The sequence below is a fragment of the Rhizobacter sp. AJA081-3 genome (assembly GCF_017795745.1).
GTDB lineage: Bacteria > Pseudomonadota > Gammaproteobacteria > Burkholderiales > Burkholderiaceae_C > Piscinibacter.
Window position 1 is genome coordinate 2,274,861 of sequence record NZ_CP059067.1, and the last position, 16,885, is coordinate 2,291,745.

16 protein-coding genes are annotated in these 16,885 nt (G+C 66.0%); 7 read left to right on the top strand and 9 right to left on the bottom strand.

What is annotated here, in order from left to right:
- Position 1 precedes the first annotated feature (1 nt).
- The 6 genes from pbpG to HZ992_RS10860 form a co-directional block, all read right to left on the bottom strand.
- On the bottom strand, positions 2-1,039 hold the full coding sequence (gene pbpG, locus HZ992_RS10835) for a D-alanyl-D-alanine endopeptidase (protein WP_209386643.1): 1,038 nt from the start codon (positions 1,037-1,039) through the stop codon (positions 2-4).
- A gap of 133 nt (positions 1,040-1,172) precedes the next feature.
- On the bottom strand, positions 1,173-2,714 hold the full coding sequence (locus HZ992_RS10840; protein WP_209386644.1) for a 2-isopropylmalate synthase: 1,542 nt from the start codon (positions 2,712-2,714) through the stop codon (positions 1,173-1,175).
- Positions 2,715-2,932: 218 nt separating this feature from the next.
- The gene (gene pssA, locus HZ992_RS10845; protein ID WP_209386645.1) at positions 2,933-3,757 is read right to left on the bottom strand and encodes a CDP-diacylglycerol--serine O-phosphatidyltransferase; all 825 of its coding nucleotides are present in this window, start codon (positions 3,755-3,757) and stop codon (positions 2,933-2,935) included.
- Positions 3,758-3,833: 76 nt separating this feature from the next.
- Positions 3,834-4,850 (bottom strand): ketol-acid reductoisomerase, encoded by a 1,017-nt coding sequence (gene ilvC, locus HZ992_RS10850; protein ID WP_209386646.1) that lies wholly within the window; start codon positions 4,848-4,850, stop codon positions 3,834-3,836.
- 43 nt (positions 4,851-4,893) lie between these two features.
- Entirely contained in the window at positions 4,894-5,385 is a 492-nt protein-coding gene (ilvN, locus tag HZ992_RS10855; RefSeq protein WP_209386647.1) for an acetolactate synthase small subunit, read from the bottom strand.
- A gap of 154 nt (positions 5,386-5,539) precedes the next feature.
- Positions 5,540-7,315 carry an acetolactate synthase 3 catalytic subunit gene (locus HZ992_RS10860; RefSeq protein WP_209386648.1) on the bottom strand — a complete coding sequence of 592 codons (1,776 nt, stop codon included), beginning with the start codon at positions 7,313-7,315 and terminating at the stop codon, positions 5,540-5,542.
- Between the two features lie 252 nt (positions 7,316-7,567).
- Between HZ992_RS10860 and HZ992_RS10865 the strand changes: the two genes are divergently transcribed.
- The 6 genes from HZ992_RS10865 to HZ992_RS10890 are packed head-to-tail and all read left to right on the top strand — an operon-like array spanning position 7,568 to position 10,898.
- A complete protein-coding gene (locus HZ992_RS10865; protein WP_209386649.1) occupies positions 7,568-8,134 on the top strand; it encodes an RNA polymerase sigma factor in 567 nt (188 codons plus the stop codon).
- A complete protein-coding gene (locus tag HZ992_RS10870; protein ID WP_245213430.1) occupies positions 8,131-8,568 on the top strand; it encodes a DUF3619 family protein in 438 nt (145 codons plus the stop codon). The genes HZ992_RS10865 and HZ992_RS10870 overlap by 4 nt, the downstream gene beginning before the upstream one ends.
- Positions 8,569-8,577: 9 nt before the next feature.
- Complete coding sequence (locus HZ992_RS10875) at positions 8,578-9,381, top strand: DUF3106 domain-containing protein (protein ID WP_209386650.1); 804 nt, start codon at positions 8,578-8,580, stop codon at positions 9,379-9,381.
- 59 nt (positions 9,382-9,440) lie between these two features.
- Complete coding sequence (locus HZ992_RS10880; RefSeq protein ID WP_245213486.1) at positions 9,441-9,905, top strand: RDD family protein; 465 nt, start codon at positions 9,441-9,443, stop codon at positions 9,903-9,905.
- A gap of 22 nt (positions 9,906-9,927) precedes the next feature.
- Complete coding sequence (locus tag HZ992_RS10885) at positions 9,928-10,314, top strand: diacylglycerol kinase (RefSeq protein ID WP_209386651.1); 387 nt, start codon at positions 9,928-9,930, stop codon at positions 10,312-10,314.
- Positions 10,311-10,898, top strand: a complete 588-nt coding sequence (locus HZ992_RS10890; RefSeq protein ID WP_209386652.1) for an LOG family protein — start codon at positions 10,311-10,313, stop codon at positions 10,896-10,898. Before HZ992_RS10885 ends, HZ992_RS10890 begins: the two co-directional genes overlap by 4 nt.
- Before the next feature lie 15 nt (positions 10,899-10,913).
- Here the strand turns inward: HZ992_RS10890 and HZ992_RS10895 are convergent, their stop codons facing one another.
- On the bottom strand, positions 10,914-11,252 hold the full coding sequence (locus HZ992_RS10895) for a P-II family nitrogen regulator (protein WP_209386653.1): 339 nt from the start codon (positions 11,250-11,252) through the stop codon (positions 10,914-10,916).
- Positions 11,253-11,285: 33 nt separating this feature from the next.
- Positions 11,286-12,959, bottom strand: coding sequence for an NAD+ synthase (locus HZ992_RS10900; protein WP_209386654.1), 1,674 nt, complete (start codon positions 12,957-12,959; stop codon positions 11,286-11,288).
- Between HZ992_RS10900 and HZ992_RS10905 the strand changes: the two genes are divergently transcribed.
- Entirely contained in the window at positions 12,960-14,153 is a 1,194-nt protein-coding gene (locus HZ992_RS10905; RefSeq protein WP_209386655.1) for a GNAT family N-acetyltransferase, read from the top strand.
- On the opposite strand, the gene HZ992_RS10910 is transcribed toward HZ992_RS10905, so the two are convergent.
- Positions 14,143-16,860, bottom strand: a complete 2,718-nt coding sequence (locus tag HZ992_RS10910; RefSeq protein ID WP_209386656.1) for a M16 family metallopeptidase — start codon at positions 16,858-16,860, stop codon at positions 14,143-14,145. The genes HZ992_RS10905 and HZ992_RS10910 overlap by 11 nt on opposite strands.
- Positions 16,861-16,885: the final 25 nt, after the last annotated feature.

The following is a 16,885-nucleotide window of genomic DNA, read 5'->3' on the forward strand; positions in this document are numbered from 1 at the left end:
TTCAGATCGCGAGCTTGACGCCTGCCGAGGCGGAAGGCGCAAGCACAGCCGGCGCCGGCGCCGCAACAGGCGCAGGGGCCGGAGCGAATTCCGTGACCCAGCGGCGCACGCGCTCGGCGTCACCCAGTCGCGAGTATTTCCCGGTCGAGTCGAGGAACACCATGATCAGTTGCCGACCGGCCATCGTGGCCTGCATGACGAGACAACGCCCCGCCTCGGTGATGTAGCCGGTCTTCTGCAGTCCGATCTCCCAGATCGGGCTGCGCACCAGCGAGTTGGTGGTGCGGAACTGCATCTCGCGCCGGCCGACCGCGACCCGGAACTCGGGCGACGTCGACAGTTCGCGGATCAGCTGGTGTTCATGCGCGGCCTTCACCAGCGTGGCGAGGTCCTTCGCGCTCGACTGGTTCTGGCTCGACAACCCTGTCGGCTCGACGTAGTGGGTGTCGCTCATGCCCAGCAACGCAGCCCTCGCGTTCATGGCCTTCACGAAGGCCGACAGTCCGCCCGGATAGGCGCGACCCAGCGCATGGGCAGCACGGTTCTCGGAAGACATGAGCGCAAGATGCAGCATCTCCTCGCGCGTGAGCTGAGTGCCCACGCGCAGGCGCGAGCGGCTGCCCTTCTCCGTATCGACATCTTCCTGCGAAATGGTCAAGGTCTCGTCGAGCGGCAGGTTCGCCTCGGTCACGACCAAGGCAGTCATCAGCTTCGTGATGGAAGCGATCGGCAGCACCGCGTTCGAGTTCTTGCTGAGCAGTACCTCGTTGGTGTCCTGGTCCATCACCAGCGCCACGCTGGATTTCAGATCGAGGGCGTCGTCCGTCGCGCGAAGGCCGGCCAGTTGACCGAACGAGGGGCGAGCAGGCACCACGCGAGCTACTCGCTTGACGCGCTTTGCCTTGTGCGCCGGGCTCTTGGCCGCGGCCGTGGCCTTCTTCTTGGCCTGCTTCTGGGCGGCTTCGACCGGCGTCGACAGCGTGAGCGCGACCGCCGCCACCAGGGCCGCGATCGCCGTTGTCACGAACTTGCTGATCATTCCCACGACAGTCCTTTTGACGCTCGTTGTGCACGAGTCTATGCGAACAGAAAAAAGCGCGCAAGATCATGACCTTACGCGTTTTTCCTAAAGTCAGTCCTCGGACTGTCAGGAATGTGACCAACTTGGCATCTCAGCCCTGCGCGGCCACGCGCTCCGTCTTGCTGTGCAACTTGTTCAAGGCCGCGAGGTAGGCCTTCGCCGACGCGACGACGATGTCCGGATCGGCACCGACGCCGTTGACGACGCGGCCCCCGTGCTGCAGCCGAACCGTCACCTCGCCTTGTGATTCTGTGCTGCCCGAGGTGATGGCATTGACCGAATAGAGGAGCATCTCCGCGCCAGTCTTGAGCTTCGACTCGATGGCCTTTAGGCTCGCATCGACCGGCCCGTTGCCATCGCTCTCGGCGTGCATCTCGACGCTGCCGGCCGCGAAGGCGACGCTGGCGTGCGGACGCTCGCCGGTCTCGGAGCGCTGCGACAGCGCGAGCAGCCGGTAGTGTTCGTTCTCGGCCGTGACCGACTCGTCCATCACGAGCGCGAGGATGTCCTCGTCGAAGATGTCGCTCTTGCGGTCTGCCAGTTCCTTGAATCTCGCGAAGGCCGCATTGACCTCCGACTCCGATTCCATCGAGATGCCCAGGTCCTGCAGGCGCTGCTTGAAGGCGTTGCGCCCCGAGAGCTTGCCCAGCACGATCTTGTTGGCCGCCCAGCCCACGTCTTCGGCGCGCATGATCTCGTAGGTGTCGCGCGCCTTCAGCACGCCGTCCTGATGGATGCCCGAGGCGTGGGCGAAGGCATTCGCGCCCACCACGGCCTTGTTGGGCTGCACGACGAAGCCGGTGGTCTGCGCGACCAGGCGCGAGGCCGGCACGATCTGCGTGGCGTCGATGCCGAGTTCGAGGCCGAAGTAGTCGCGGCGGGTCTTCACCGCCATCACGACTTCTTCGAGAGAGCAGTTGCCCGCGCGCTCGCCCAGGCCATTGATCGTGCACTCCACCTGGCGGGCGCCGCCGAGCTTCACGCCAGCCAGCGAGTTGGCCACCGCCATGCCCAGGTCGTTGTGGCAATGCACCGACCAGATGGCCTTGTCGGAGTTCGGCACACGCTCTCGCAGCATGCGGATGAAGCTGCCGTACAACTCGGGCACCGCGTAGCCGACGGTGTCGGGGATGTTGATCGTGGTCGCACCTTCGGCGATCACAGCCTCCAGCACGCGGCACAGGAAGTCGGGGTCGGAGCGATAGCCGTCTTCCGGTGAGAACTCGACATCGGCCGCCAGGTTGCGCGCGAAGCGCACCGCGAGCCTGGCCTGTTCGTGCACCTGATCGGGCGTCATGCGCAGCTTCTTCTCCATGTGCAGCGCACTCGTGGCGATGAAGGTGTGGATGCGCGACGAAGCGGCACCCTTGAGCGCCTCGGCGGCGCGCGAGATGTCCCGATCATTGGCCCGAGCGAGGGAGCAGATGGTCGATTCGCGAACCTGATCGGCGATCGCCTTGACCGCCTCGAAGTCTCCGTTGGACGACGCCGCGAAGCCCGCTTCGATCACGTCCACGCGCAGACGCTCGAGTTGCCGCGCGATGCGCAGCTTCTCGTCCTTGGTCATGGAGGCACCCGGCGATTGCTCGCCATCGCGCAAGGTGGTGTCGAAGATGATGAGCTTGTCGGCCATGGTGATGCTCCTGGGCGGAAGAGGTAGATGCCTCGTGGGGTGTTGGAAGGGGCAACCCGCGTATCCGGAAAAGCAAACGGCCCGCTGCGGGTTGCATACGGGCCGTGAGATCGAAAGACGAACAGACGTGAGCGATCAGCGAGCCCGTGAAACTCCTAGAAGAAGCGCTAGCGTGATCGTGGTCGCAAACATTGTGGCCGCAGTCTAGCACGGCCGCATCAGCGGTGAAGGCCCTGCTCGTCGGGCTCGTCCGTCGAGGTGGCGATGACGCTGACCGGCTTGCCCTTGACCTTGCGGTAAACGTACATGGCGTAGCCGGACAGTCCGTAGACGACGAACAACGCGAACAGCACGGTGGGCGGGTGGTAGGCGATCAACGCAAACGCGAGCGCGATGGCCACGATCACGACGAAGGGAACGGATCGCTTCAAGCTCACATCCTTGAAGCTGTAGAACGGCACATTGGTGACCATCGTCAGCCCGGCGAACAGCGTGAAGCCCAGCGCCACCCAGCCGAGCCACGGCCCCTCGCGGAAGCCCTTGTAGCCGTTGTCGTCCATCAGCCAGATGAAGCCGATCACCACCGCCGCGGCCGCCGGGCTCGGCAGTCCCTGGAAGAAGCGTTTGTCGACCACGCCGGTGTTGACATTGAAGCGTGCCAGCCGCAGGGCCGCCGCCGCGCAGTAGACGAAGGCGGCGATCCAGCCGAGCTTGCCCATGCCCTTGAGCGCCCATTCGTACACGATGAGCGCCGGCGCCGCACCGAAGGACACCATGTCCGACAGGCTGTCCATCTGCTCTCCGAAGGCACTCTGCGTGTTCGTCATGCGCGCCACGCGGCCGTCGAGGCTGTCGAGCACCATCGCGCAGAAGATGCCGATCGCGGCGTTCTCGAAGCGCTGGTTCATCGCCATCACGATGGCGTAGAAGCCGCCGAACAGCGCCGCCAGCGTGAACAGGTTCGGCAGGATGTAGATGCCCTTGCGGCGCGGACGAGGCGGCGGGTCCGCGTCGTCGGAGCCCAGGTCGGGTGCGTCGTTCATGGGCCCGAGGATACCGCAGCGCCAAGCAAAAGGGCCGCGCGGTTGCCCGTGCGGCCCTCGGATGGCTGGCTGAAGATCAGTTGCGCGACTGGTCGACCAGCCGGTTCTTCTTGATCCACGGCATCATCGCGCGCAGCTTCTCGCCGACGATCTCGATCGAGTGCTCCGAGTTCAGGCGACGACGCGACTGCAGCGTCGGCGCACCGGCCCGGTTCTCGAGGATGAAGCTCTTCGCGTACTCGCCGGTCTGGATGTCCTTGAGCACCTGCTTCATGACCTTCTTCGTCTCTTCGGTGACGATGCGCGGGCCCGTCACGTACTCGCCGTACTCGGCATTGTTCGAGATCGAGTAGTTCATGTTCGCGATGCCGCCTTCATAGATCAGGTCGACGATCAGCTTGAGCTCGTGCAGGCACTCGAAGTAGGCCATCTCCGGCGCATAGCCGGCTTCGACCAGGGTCTCGTAGCCGGCCTTGATCAACTCGACGGTGCCGCCGCAGAGCACGGCCTGCTCGCCGAACAGGTCGGTCTCGGTCTCTTCGCGGAAGTTGGTCTCGATGATGCCGGCCTTGCCGCCGCCATTGGCCACGGCGTAGCTCAGTGCCAGGTCACGCGCCTTGCCGGACTTGTCGGCGTAGACGGCGATCAGGTGCGGCACGCCGCCGCCTTGCGTGTAGGTGGAGCGCACGGTGTGGCCCGGGGCCTTCGGCGCGACCATCCAGACGTCGAGGTCAGCGCGCGGCACGACCTGACCGTAGTGCACGTTGAAGCCGTGCGCGAAGGCCAGCGACGCGCCCTGCTTGATGTTCGGTTCGACGTCGTTCTTGTAGACGGCGGCGATCTGCTCGTCGGGCAGCAGGATCATGACGATGTCAGCCGCCTTCACGGCGTCCGCGACCTCGGCGACCTTCAGCCCGGCCTTCTCGACCTTCGCCCAGGACGCGCCGCCCTTGCGCAGGCCGACGGTGACCTTCACGCCACTGTCGTTCAGGTTCTGCGCGTGCGCATGGCCCTGCGAGCCGTAACCGATGATGGTGACGTTCTTGCCCTTCACCAGGCTCAGATCGGCGTCCTTGTCGTAGTAGACCTTCATGCTTGTTCTCCTTCAGTCAATCGCTGTTCAATGGGGGCGGGATTCAGACGCGCAGGATGCGCTCGCCGCGACCGATCCCGCTGGTGCCGGTGCGCACGGTTTCGAGAATGGCGGCGCGGTCGATGGCCTCGATGAAGGCATCGAGCTTGCTCGCGTCGCCGGTCAGTTCGATGGTGTAGCTCTTCTCGGTGACGTCGATGATGCGGCCGCGGAAGATGTCGGCCATGCGCTTCATCTCCTCGCGCTCCTTGCCGACCGCGCGCACCTTGATGAGCATGAGTTCGCGCTCGGTGTAGGCACCTTCGGTGAGATCGACGACCTTGACGACCTCGATCAGCCGGTTCAGGTGCTTGGTGATCTGCTCGATCACCTCGTCGGAACCGGTGGTGACGATCGTCATGCGCGACAGCGACGCGTCCTCGGTGGGCGCGACGGTCAGGCTCTCGATGTTGTAGCCGCGGGCAGAGAACAGCGCGACGACACGGGACAGCGCGCCGGGCTCGTTCTCGAGCAGCAAGGCAATGATGTGTTTCATGAAGGTTTGGCGCGCTCTTCAGGCCGGCGGCGGTAACCGACGGCCCTTGGCCACGCTGAAGTTGAAAGGGAATCGTTTCCGAGTCGTTCGGCGCGTCCCGCCGGCTCCTGGCGCGCGCCCGGTCAGGCGCGCACCCTCGCCGGCGTTCAGCGCGTCACAGGTCCTCGGAGCCCAGCAGCATCTCCGAGATGCCCTTGCCCGCCTTGACCATCGGCCAGACGTTCTCGGTCGGATCGGTGCGCACGTCAAGGAACACCGTGCGGTCCTTCAGCTTGATGGCCTCGCGCAGCGCCGGCTCGACGTCACCCGGCTTCTCGATCTTCAGTCCGACGTGACCATAGGCCTCGGCCAGCTTCACGAAGTCGGGCAGCGCATCCATGTAGCTGTGCGAGTAGCGGCCCTGGTAGTCCAGTTCCTGCCACTGCCGCACCATGCCGAGGTAGCGGTTGTTCAGCGAGATGATCTTGACCGGCGTCTTGTACTGCAGGCAGGTCGAGAGCTCCTGGATGCACATCTGGATCGAGCCTTCGCCGGTGATGCAGAAGACGTCCGAATCCGGCTTGGCGAGCTTGATGCCCATCGCGTAGGGCAGGCCCACGCCCATCGTACCCAGGCCGCCGGAGTTGATCCAGCGGCGCGGCTCGTCGAAGCGGTAGTACTGAGCCGCCCACATCTGGTGCTGGCCGACGTCCGAAGTGATGTAGCAGTCGCTGTCCTTCGTCAGCTCCCAGAGCTTGTCGACCACGTACTGCGGCTTGATGACCTCGGTGCTGTTCTTGTACTTCAGGCACTCGCGCTTGCGCCACTCGTTGATCTGGCCCCACCACGCCGACAGCGACTGCACGTCGGGTTTGGCCTGCGCTTCCTTGATCTGTGCGATCAGTTCCTGCAGCACGTCCTTCACGTCGCCGACGATCGGGATGTCGACCTTCACGCGCTTGGAGATCGACGACGGGTCGATGTCGATGTGCACGATCTTGCGCTGCACCGAGGCGAAGTGCGCCGGGTTGCCGATCACTCGGTCGTCGAAGCGCGCACCGACAGCCAACAGGACGTCGCAGTTCTGCATCGTCATGTTGGCTTCGTAGGTGCCGTGCATGCCGAGCATGCCGAGGAACTTGGGGTCGCTGGAAGGGAACGCGCCCAGACCCATCAGCGTGTTCGTGCACGGATAGCCGAGCATGTTGACCAGCTCGCGCAGTTCAGCCGAGGCGTTGCCCAGGATCACGCCGCCGCCGGTGTAGATGTAAGGACGCTTGGCCGCCAGAAGCAACTGAACCGCCTTGCGGATCTGCCCGCCGTGGCCCTTGCGCACCGGGTTGTAGGAGCGCATCTCGACCGTGGCCGGGTAGTGGAAGGGCGTGGTCTTCAGCGACACGTCCTTCGGGATGTCCACCACCACCGGGCCGGGGCGGCCGGTGCGGGCGATGTGGAAGGCCTTCTTGAGCGTCATCGCCAGGTCGCGCACGTCCTTGACCAGGAAGTTGTGCTTGACGATCGGCCGCGTGATGCCGACGGTGTCACATTCCTGGAAGGCATCGAGGCCGATCGCCGGCGTCGGCACCTGCCCGGTGATGATGACCATCGGGATCGAGTCCATGTAGGCCGTCGCAATGCCGGTCACGGCATTGGTGACGCCCGGGCCCGAGGTGACGAGCGCCACGCCGACGTCGCCGGTGGCGCGGGCATAGCCGTCGGCGGCGTGGATGGCGGCCTGCTCGTGGCGCACCAGCACGTGCTCGATGGTGTTCTGCTTGTACAACGCGTCGTAGATGTACAGCACGGCTCCGCCGGGGTAGCCCCAGAGGAACTTGACGTTCTCGGCCTGCAGGCAGCGGACCAGGATTTCCGAACCGTTCGGGTCGGCGTGGGGGGGAGTTTGCGGTTGTGCCGAAGCGGCACGCTTGACTTCCGCGGCAGACATATCCATGTTGAACCTTTGTGATTTTCTCTAACGAAAAACCATCGGTGCACCTCTCCGCGTCCTCATGAGACGGGTGTGGTGCCTGCGCGATCAAAAAACGAGGCGTCCGGGTCGGACGTCCAGCCTCTGACCCAGCTGTTGTGCAAAGCAGCATTATGACACCTGTTTGCACATTGATCTTTCACGAGGCCGTCCCAATGCGGTGCGATGACATAATCCGCGCCGTCTCCCCGGGCCTCTTTCCGAGGCGCCCCTGCCTTGGCATCCGACAAAGAACTCTCCGACTTCCTCAAGAGCGTCGAGAAGCGCGCCTTCAAGCGCGTGGCCTATGCCGTTCGAGACGACGATGCGGCCCTCGACATCGTCCAGGACTCGATGATCCGCCTGGCAGAGAAGTACGTCGACCGCCCCCCGGCCGAACTGCCCCTGCTGTTCCAGCGCATCCTGTCCAACGCGACGATGGACTGGTTTCGCCGCCAGAAGGTGCGCAATGCCCATGTGCGGAATTTCTCGGATTTCGAATCCTCCGACGAGGACGGCGACTTCAATATCCTGGAGACGCTGGAGGCCCTGGACAGTTCCGCCGGAACCGAGAGCGCGGCAGATTCGGTGTCACGGGCCCAGATCCTGCTCGTGATCGAGTCAGAGGTTTCGCAGTTGCCAGGCCGTCAACGGGAAGCGTTCACACTGCGTTACTGGGAGGAACTCGATGTCGCCGAAACCGCTCAGGTGATGGGTTGTTCGGAGGGAAGCGTCAAGACACACTGCTCCAGAGCAGTGCATGCCTTGGCCAAAGCCCTGAAGGCAAAGGGAATAGCACCGTGAAGAACTCGAACGCCACCATTTATCAGTCAGGTCAGGACGCTCTCGAAGCTCGCATCGCCTACCGGATCGCCGCCCGGCTGAACGAACACGCCGAAACCGTCGACACCGACATCTCCGAGCGCCTGCGCTTCGCGCGCGAGAAGGCGCTCGAGAAGGCTCAGGCCGCGCGCAAAGCTGAAGCGGCCCATGTGGTTTCGGGCGGGACTGTCGCTGCGGCGGTGCTGGGCGGCGGCAACGGGTGGTGGGTGAAACTCGGCTCGGCATTGCCGTTGGTGGCGCTGGCCGCTGGCCTGATGGTGATCCAGCACCTGCACACGCAGGCACAGATCTCCGTGGCCGCCGAGATCGATGCCGAACTGCTGGCCGACGACCTGCCCCCGGCTGCCTACAGCGACGAGGGATTCGTCGAATTCCTCAAGACCCCGCGCGACTGAGGGCGTGCCATGAGCTTTGGCATCCCCTCGAGTGCGCTGTGCCGCATCGCCGCTGTCGCCTTGTGCTGCCTGGCACTAGCGCCCGCCGTTCGTGCCCAGGCGAACCCGGCGGGCAAGCCCGTGCTGGTCGGCGGCGCGTCGGAAAGCGGGCCGCGCTGGCAAGACTTGTCAGCAGCGCAGCGCACGTCGCTCAGGCCCCTGGAACGCGACTGGTCGACCATTGACGCCCAGAGCAAGCAGAAGTGGCTGGAGATCGCTGCGCGGTACCCGGCCATGCCCCCCGCGGAACAGCAGCGCGTGGCGGCCCGCATGTCCGAGTGGGTCAAGTTGTCGCCGGCGCAACGTGGCCAGGCGCGCATGAACTACCAGGAAGCCCGCCAGGTCACCAAGGAAGAACGCCAGGCACGCTGGCAGGCCTATCAGGCACTCACGCCGGAGCAGCGCGGCAAGCTGGCCGCGCGCGCCGCTCCGCCAACGTCGGCGAACGCCGCGCGCAACGGCGATGCTGCCCGCAAGTCAGCCTTGGCCCAGCGCGACGGTGTGCAAGCCAAGTCCAATCTGGTGCCCAACACATCCTACGCGGCGCCGCCCAGGGCGGTCGGCCCGACCGTGGTTCAGGCCCAGCCCGGAGCAACGACATCTTTGATCTCCAAGCGGCCTGCGCCGCCGCCGCATCAGCAGCCTGGCCTGCCGAAGATCGCGGCGACTCCGGGATTCGTCGACAAGGCAACCCTGCTGCCACAGCGCGGCCCGCAAGGTGCCGCGGCAGCCGCGACACTCGCGCCAGCGACGACACCGACACCGAAGCGGTGAGTTCCTTACCGGTGACGGACGGCTTGACGCCCCTGCAGGCGCCCGGTCTGTGGCGGCGGATGGCCTGCTTCCTCTACGAAGGCGTGCTGCTTTTCGGGGTGCTGATGATCTCGGGCTACCTCTTCTCGAGCCTCACCCAGCAGCGGCATGCCCTTGTCGGGCGACATGCGCTGCAAGCCTTCCTCTTCGTCGTGCTGGGCATCTACTTCGTGTGGTTCTGGTCGCGCGGCGGGCAGACCGTGGCCATGAAGGCCTGGCACATCCGGCTGGTCGACCAACACGGCCAACCCGTCACGCAATTGCGCGCTCTGGGCCGCTACCTGCTCAGTTGGCTGTGGTTCGTGCCTGCGCTGTTGGCGCTGTGGCTGGGCGGACTCCACGGCGGCGCTGCGATCGGCAGTGTGCTGATCACCGGCGTGATCGTCTACGCGATGCTCGCGTTGCTGCATCCGCAGCGGCAGTTCTGGCACGACGCCGCCTGTGGAACCCGCCTGATGCACTGGAAGGCGGCGGACCGACGCTGATCACGAGGCAGAATCCGCCTCCATGACCAATCCGCACAAGGGCCGCACCGGCGTCGAGCGCATCGTTCGAGCCACCGGCTACTCGATCGAGGGCCTGGCGACGGCCTACCGCGGCGAAAGCGCCTTTCGCCAGGAAACCTGGCTGGCCGTGCTGCTGATTCCGCTGTCGTTCTGGCTTGGCCGCAACTGGGTCGAGGTGGCCCTGCTGGCCGGCTCGGTCATGCTGGTGCTCGTCGTCGAACTGCTCAACTCGGGCATCGAGTCAGCGATCGACCGAGTCTCCTTCGAGATGCACGACCTTTCCAAGCGCGCCAAGGACCTGGCCAGCGCGGCCGTGTTCCTGTCGCTGCTGTTGTGTGCGGGCATCTGGCTGGCCGCGTTGTGGCAGCGTTTCGGGGCCGCGACATGAGCGGCCGCGTCTCGCTGTGCATCTATTGCGGCTCGCGCACGGGTGACAACGCGGCCTACGAGGCCGCGGCGACAACCGTCGGCACGGCCATCGGCTGCCGCGGCTGGCGGCTGGTCTACGGCGGCGGCCGAGCCGGGCTGATGGGCCGCGTGGCCGACGCCGCGCTGGCCGCCGGCGCGCAGGTGCTTGGTGTGATCCCCCGCTCGCTCATGGAGCGCGAAGTCGGTCATCGGGGCCTGACCGAACTGCACGTGGTCGAAACGATGCACGAGCGCAAGCTGATGATGGCGGAACACAGCGATGCCTTCATCGCCTTGCCCGGCGGCATCGGCACTTTTGAAGAACTGTTCGAGGTCTGGACCTGGCGCCAGCTCGGCTACCACGACAAGCCAGTCGGCCTGCTCAACGTCGACGGCTACTACGACGCCCTCCTCGACTTCATGCGCCAGACAGTCGAGCACGGCTTCGTGTCGGATCTGCAGCACGCGCTGCTGCAGGTGCAGACACAGCCGGAGGCATTGCTCGATGCGATCGCGCGGCTCACGCCGCTGGCCACCGAGCCCGACGACTACCGGCGCATCTGAGCGCCGGCAACGGCCTCAGACGGCGTCTTCGTTCGTCTCGCCGGTGCGGATGCGCACCACCTGCTCGACGGCGGTGACGAAGATCTTGCCGTCACCGATCTTGCCGGTCTTGGCCGCCTTCACGATCGCCTCGATGCAGCGGTCGACGTCGACATCCTTGACGACGACCTCGACCTTCACCTTGGGCAGGAAGTCGACCACGTACTCGGCACCGCGGTACAGCTCGGTGTGCCCCTTCTGGCGCCCGAAACCCTTCACCTCGGTCACGGTGAGGCCGGTCACTCCGACCTCGGCCAGCGCCTCGCGCACCTCTTCGAGCTTGAACGGTTTGACGACGGCGGTGATCTGCTTCATGGCCAGCTCCGAAAACGTTGCACTCGGCGTAGTTTAAGCGCGGAACTTCGACGTGATCGGGTATCTCCAGTCGCGCCCGAACGCACGGTGCGTGATGCGGATGCCCACCGGCGCCTGCCGGCGCTTGTACTCGTTGATCTTGATGAGCCGCGTGACCCGCTCCACGTCGGCCGGGTCGAAGCCGGCCGCCACGATCTGCTCGATCGATTGATCGTCTTCCATGTAGCGCTCGAGGATGGCGTCCAGCACCTCGTAGGGCGGCAGGCTATCCTGGTCCTTCTGGTCCGGCCGCAGTTCAGCCGAGGGTGGCCGGGTGATGATGCGCTCGGGGATCACCTCGCGTCCCTGAGCGTTCTTCCACACCGCCAGGCGGTAGACCAGCGTCTTGGCCACGTCCTTGATGACCGCGAAGCCGCCGGCCATGTCGCCGTACAGCGTGCAGTAGCCCGTCGCCATCTCGCTCTTGTTGCCGGTGGTCAGCACGATCGCGCCGAACTTGTTCGACAGGGCCATCAGAAGCGTGCCCCGGATGCGTGCCTGGATGTTCTCTTCGGTGGCATCTTCCGGCAGGCCGGCGAACTCCTGCGCCAGGCTGGTGCGGAAGGCGTCGAACATCGGGACGATGGAGATCTCGTCGTAGCGGACGCCCAGGCGTCGCGCCATGTCGCGCGCGTCGATCCAGGAGATGTCGGCGGTGTAAGGCGACGGCATCATCACGGCGCGCACCTTGTCGGCACCCAGCGCATCGACTGCGATGGCCAGCACCAAGGCCGAGTCGACACCACCCGACAGGCCGATGATCGCGCCGGGGAAGCCGTTCTTGCCGAGGTAGTCGCGCACGCCGGTGACCAGCGCCGCCCAGGCCTGGGCCTCGACACACGGCACGTCTGCAATCGGGCCCGTCACGCGCTCGCCCTGGATCTCGACGATCGTCAGCGCCTCCTCGAACATCGGCGCGCGGGCGGCCACGCGGCCCTGCGCATCGAGCGCGAAGGAAGCACCATCGAACACGACTTCATCCTGCGCACCGGTCAGGTGCGAGTAGAGCAGCGGCATCCCGACATTGCGCGCGCGTTCGGCCATGCGCGCCTCGCGTTCGGCCAGCTTGCCCAGGTGGAAGGGCGACGCATTCAGCACGCACAGAACCTGTGCGCCAGCGGCCTTCGCGCTGGCCGCCGGTTCGTCGAACCAGGCGTCCTCGCAGATCAGCACGGCGAAACGCGTGCTGCCGACCTCGAAGAGCACGGGCGACTGCGCTGCGTCGCGGCCCGAGGCGAAATAGCGCCGCTCGTCGAACACCTGGTAGTTCGGCAGTTCGCGCTTGCAGTAGGTGGCGAGGACGCGTCCCCCTGCGAGCACCGAGGCTGCGTTGTAGCGCTGCTGCACCGCCACCGACTTGGACCTAACATCCCCCCGCTCACCGAACTGATGCGGATGCCCCACCACCACGTGCAAGCCTTCGAGATCGCCCAGCGCCCGCGCGCAGCCGGCCAGCGCATCGGCACAGGCCTGCATGAAGGCCGGGCGCAGCAGCAGGTCTTCGGGTGGGTAGCCGCACAGGCTCAGTTCAGGGAACAGCACCAGCCGAGCGCCCTGCGCGTGGGCGCGCTGAGCGGATTCGACGATGCGCTGGGCGTTGCCGGCGATGTCGCCCACCGTCACGTTGATCTGCGCGAGGGCCACCTTCACCGTGGGCTGGGCTGACATATGAGCAAGGTTTCGCAGGTGGATTCAGGCCTCGACGAGGGCTCGAAAGATTATGTCATCCGGGTGCAAGACAACCCGGCGCAGATCGACGCGGCCGCCTGGAACGCCTTGCTCGAAGGCCAGGGCAGCGCCACGCCCTTCATGCGCCACGAGTACCTCTCGGCGCTGCACGTCTCCGGCAGTGCGAACGCGGCCACCGGATGGCGGCCACGCTTCATCTCAGTGTGGCGCGGCGAAGAGCTCGTTGCCGCCTGCCCGCTGTACCTGAAGGAACATTCCTACGGCGAGTACGTGTTCGACTGGGCCTGGGCCGATGCCTATCAGCGCCACGGCCTCGCGTACTACCCGAAGCTGCTCGACGCCGTGCCCTTCACGCCGGTGCCGGGCTGTCGGCTGCTGGCGCGCAGCTTGTCCGACCGTCGCCTGCTGTTGCGCGCGATGCGCCAACTCGCCGTTCAGGACGGCCTGTCGTCGGCGCACCTGCTCTTCATCGACGAAGCCGACCGCGAGGCCGCGCTGGCCGAGGGCTGGATGCTGCGCAGCAACGTGCAATTCCACTGGACCAACCCGCCCGACGCGCCCTACCCCGACTTCGCTGCGTTCCTGGCGTGTCTTCAGCGCGAGAAGCGCAAGAAGATCCAGCAGGAGAGGCGCCGCGTCGCCGAGGCCGGCATCCGCTTCGACACGCTCGAAGGCGACGCGATCACGCACGCCGACTGGGACTTCTTCTACCGCTGCTACACCCTCACCTACCGCGCGCACCACTCGACGCCCTACCTGACCCGCGACTTCTTCGGCTGCATGGCGGCGACGATGGCGCGCCACTGGGTCATGTTCGTGGCCCGGCGCGGCGACGAAGCGATCGCCGCCTCGTTGATCGCCGTCGATCCCGATCGCGGCGTCGCGTTCGGCCGCTACTGGGGCTGCATCGAGCAGGTCCCCTGCCTGCACTTCGAGGCCTGCTACTACCAACCGCTGCAGTGGTGCATCGCCCGGAACTACAGCCGCTTCGAAGGCGGCGCGCAAGGCGAGCACAAGATGGCGCGCGGCCTGCTGCCGGTGCAGACGCATTCCGCGCACTGGCTCGCCCACCCGCAGTTCGCGCAGGCGGTGGCCGACTTCCTGGCGCGCGAAGGCGCCGGCGTCGAGGACTACCTCGACGAGCTGAACGAGCGCCGGCCGTTCAAGGCTTGAAGTCGCCGGCAAGGACAAACACCAAGCCGTCCGGCTTCAGGTACTTGCGCAACGCGGCGTTGACCTGGGCGAGCGTCAACCGGCCCAGTTCGGAATCGATGCGCGCGGAGTAGGCGAAGGTGCGGTCGAGGTTGAGGTTGTTCGCCAGCGAAGCGGCGATAGCTCCATCCTGCGCGCGCGATAGCCGGCGGAAGTTCAGCAGCCCGCGCTGGCCCTCCGCCAGCTCCTGCGCGCTGAAACCCTCGCGCACTGCACGCTCGAGCTCCTCACGAAACGCCTTCTCGACCTTCGGCCCATTCTGCGGCGCGAAGATCGCGCTGGCCGTCCAGATCGAATGGGCTTCGTGCGAGCTCCACGACACCCGGCTGTTCACGTCGTAAGACAGGCCCTCGGTCTCGCGGATGCGCTTCCACAGGCGCGAATTGCCGCCCAGGCCGAGCAGGTAGTTCGCCATCGTCAGCGCCGGGTAGTCGGCGTCGCGATCCGACAGTGGCACCGGCAGTTGCACCAGCATCGTCGCGTTCTGCTTGTCCGGTGTGCTCAGTACCAGACGCTGCGGCACCTGCGCCACAAAAGGCTGCGGTACGCGCGTGTAGGAGGCCGCGCCGCGCCAGTCGCCCAGGGCCGACTGCAGCGCCGTGCGCACCTGGGCTGCATCCATGTCGCCTGCCGCAGCGAACTCCCCGCGAGATGCGCCGTAGAAGCGCGCGTGGAAGTCGCGCACCTTGTCCAGCGTGACTGCGTTCACGTCGGCCACCATCTCATCGAAGGTCCGCTCGTAGCGCACGTCGCCGCGCGGGTACGGATTGCCGAGCCGGCCGAGAGCGTTGTCTGCGACGGAGCCCGGTTCCTTGCGCTGCTGCTCGATGCCGGTGAGTGCCTGCCGGCGGATCTCGTCGAAGGCGTCGGCCGGCAACGCCGGTTTGCGCAGCAGTTCGCCGACCAACGCAATGGCCGCCGGCAGGTGCTCGCGACGCGACGAGATCGACACGCTCAGTTGCCCCGGTGATGCGCGGAACGACAGCTCGGTTTTCAGCTGGTCCAGCCGGTCCTGCACCTGTTCGCGCGTCATCGTCGCCGTGCCCTTGTCGAGGAGCGCCGCAGTGAAGTCCGGCACGTCGCCCAGGCCGGCCAGGCTCTCCACATTGCCGAAGCGCAGCGTCAGCACGGCACGCACCGCTTGGCCGCGCGTGCCTTTGGGCACCAGCGCGGCGCGGATGCCGCCCACCTCGAAACGCTGGGTGCGCGCATCGATGTTGGCCGGCGTCGCCTCGAACGCCTCGACCCGGCCGGCCGCTTGCGCGGGCTTGAACTCGCGCATTGCCTGCGCCATGTCCATGCGCTGCGGCACCGGCGCGCGCAACGGCTTCTCGGTGGGGAGGTAGGTGGCCAGCGTGCGGTTGTCTGCGATCAGGCGCTGGGACGCAACGCGTTGCACCTCGGCCAGCTTGACCTCGCGAACGCGGTCTCGCGCAAGAAAGAACATGCGCCAGTCTCCCTGCGCGACCGACTCCGACAGCGTCATCCCGATGGCCTCGGGGTTGTTGAAGGTCTGCTCCCAGCCCTTGAGCCACTTGGCACGGGCCCGCTCCAGTTCCTCCTCGCCGATCGGCTCGCTGGCGAAGGACTCCGCAGTGGACAGCATGGCCGTCTTCGCCGCATCGGCATTCTGGCCCGGCGACAGTTGCGCGCCCAGAAGCAGCACCGACGGCTCGGCCAGCCCGAAGGATTCCCCGAAGGTTCCCGCGGCCAGCTTCTTCTCGGTCAGGCGCTTGTGCAGACGCCCCGACGGCGAGTCGCCGAGCACCAGTGCCAGCAGGTCGGAGGCCGCCGAATCCGGGTGCCCTGCGGGCGGCATGTGGTAGCCGACGAAGATCAGCGGCGCTCCGCCCACGCGGCGCAGGGTGACGGTGCGTTCGCCGTCCTGCGCCGCGTCGAGCGTGTACTGCGCAGGCAGGCTGCGTTTCGGGCGCGGCAGCTTGCCGAAGGTCGCCGCCACCTGGCGCAGCACCTGGGCCGCATCGATGCGGCCGGAGACGATCAGCGTGGCGTTGTCGGGCTGGTAGTAGGTGCGATAGAAGGCCTGAAGTCGGCCGATGTCGACGTTCTCCACGTCGCTGCGCGCACCGATCACGTCCTTGCCGTAGTTGTGCCAGTCGTACATCAGGGCCATCGTGCGCTGATAGAGGATGCGCTGCGGGCTGTTCTCGCCCATCTCCATCTCGTTACGCACCACCGTCATCTCGGTGTCCAGGTCCTTGCGCGCGATGAAGCTGTTGACCATCGAATCGGCCAGCCAGCCGATGTACCAGTTGAGATTTCCTTCGTCGGCGGAGAAGCTGGCGGTGTAGTTGGTTCGATCGAAGTTCGTCGAGCCGTTGGCTGCCAGCCCGCGCTTCTGGAACTCGGCCCAGACCTTGGGATGCTTCGGCGACCCCTTGAAGATCAGGTGCTCGAGCAAATGCGCCATGCCCGTCTCGCCGTAGTTCTCGTGGCGCGAACCGACGTGGTAGGTGAGATTGACCGTCGTCGTCGGCTTGGAGTCGTCAGGCACCAGAAGCAGCTGCAGACCGTTGGCGAGCCGGTACTCGTCGATGCCCTCGACCGAGGTCACGGCGCGCACGCCGGCGGGCAAGCGCTGCGCCTGCGCGGCGCCTACCAGCAGCGCGAGAAAGAAGAAGACGAACCCGCGGAGGAATCGGAGCATGGTCGGCACGGTGACTTCGAGGAAA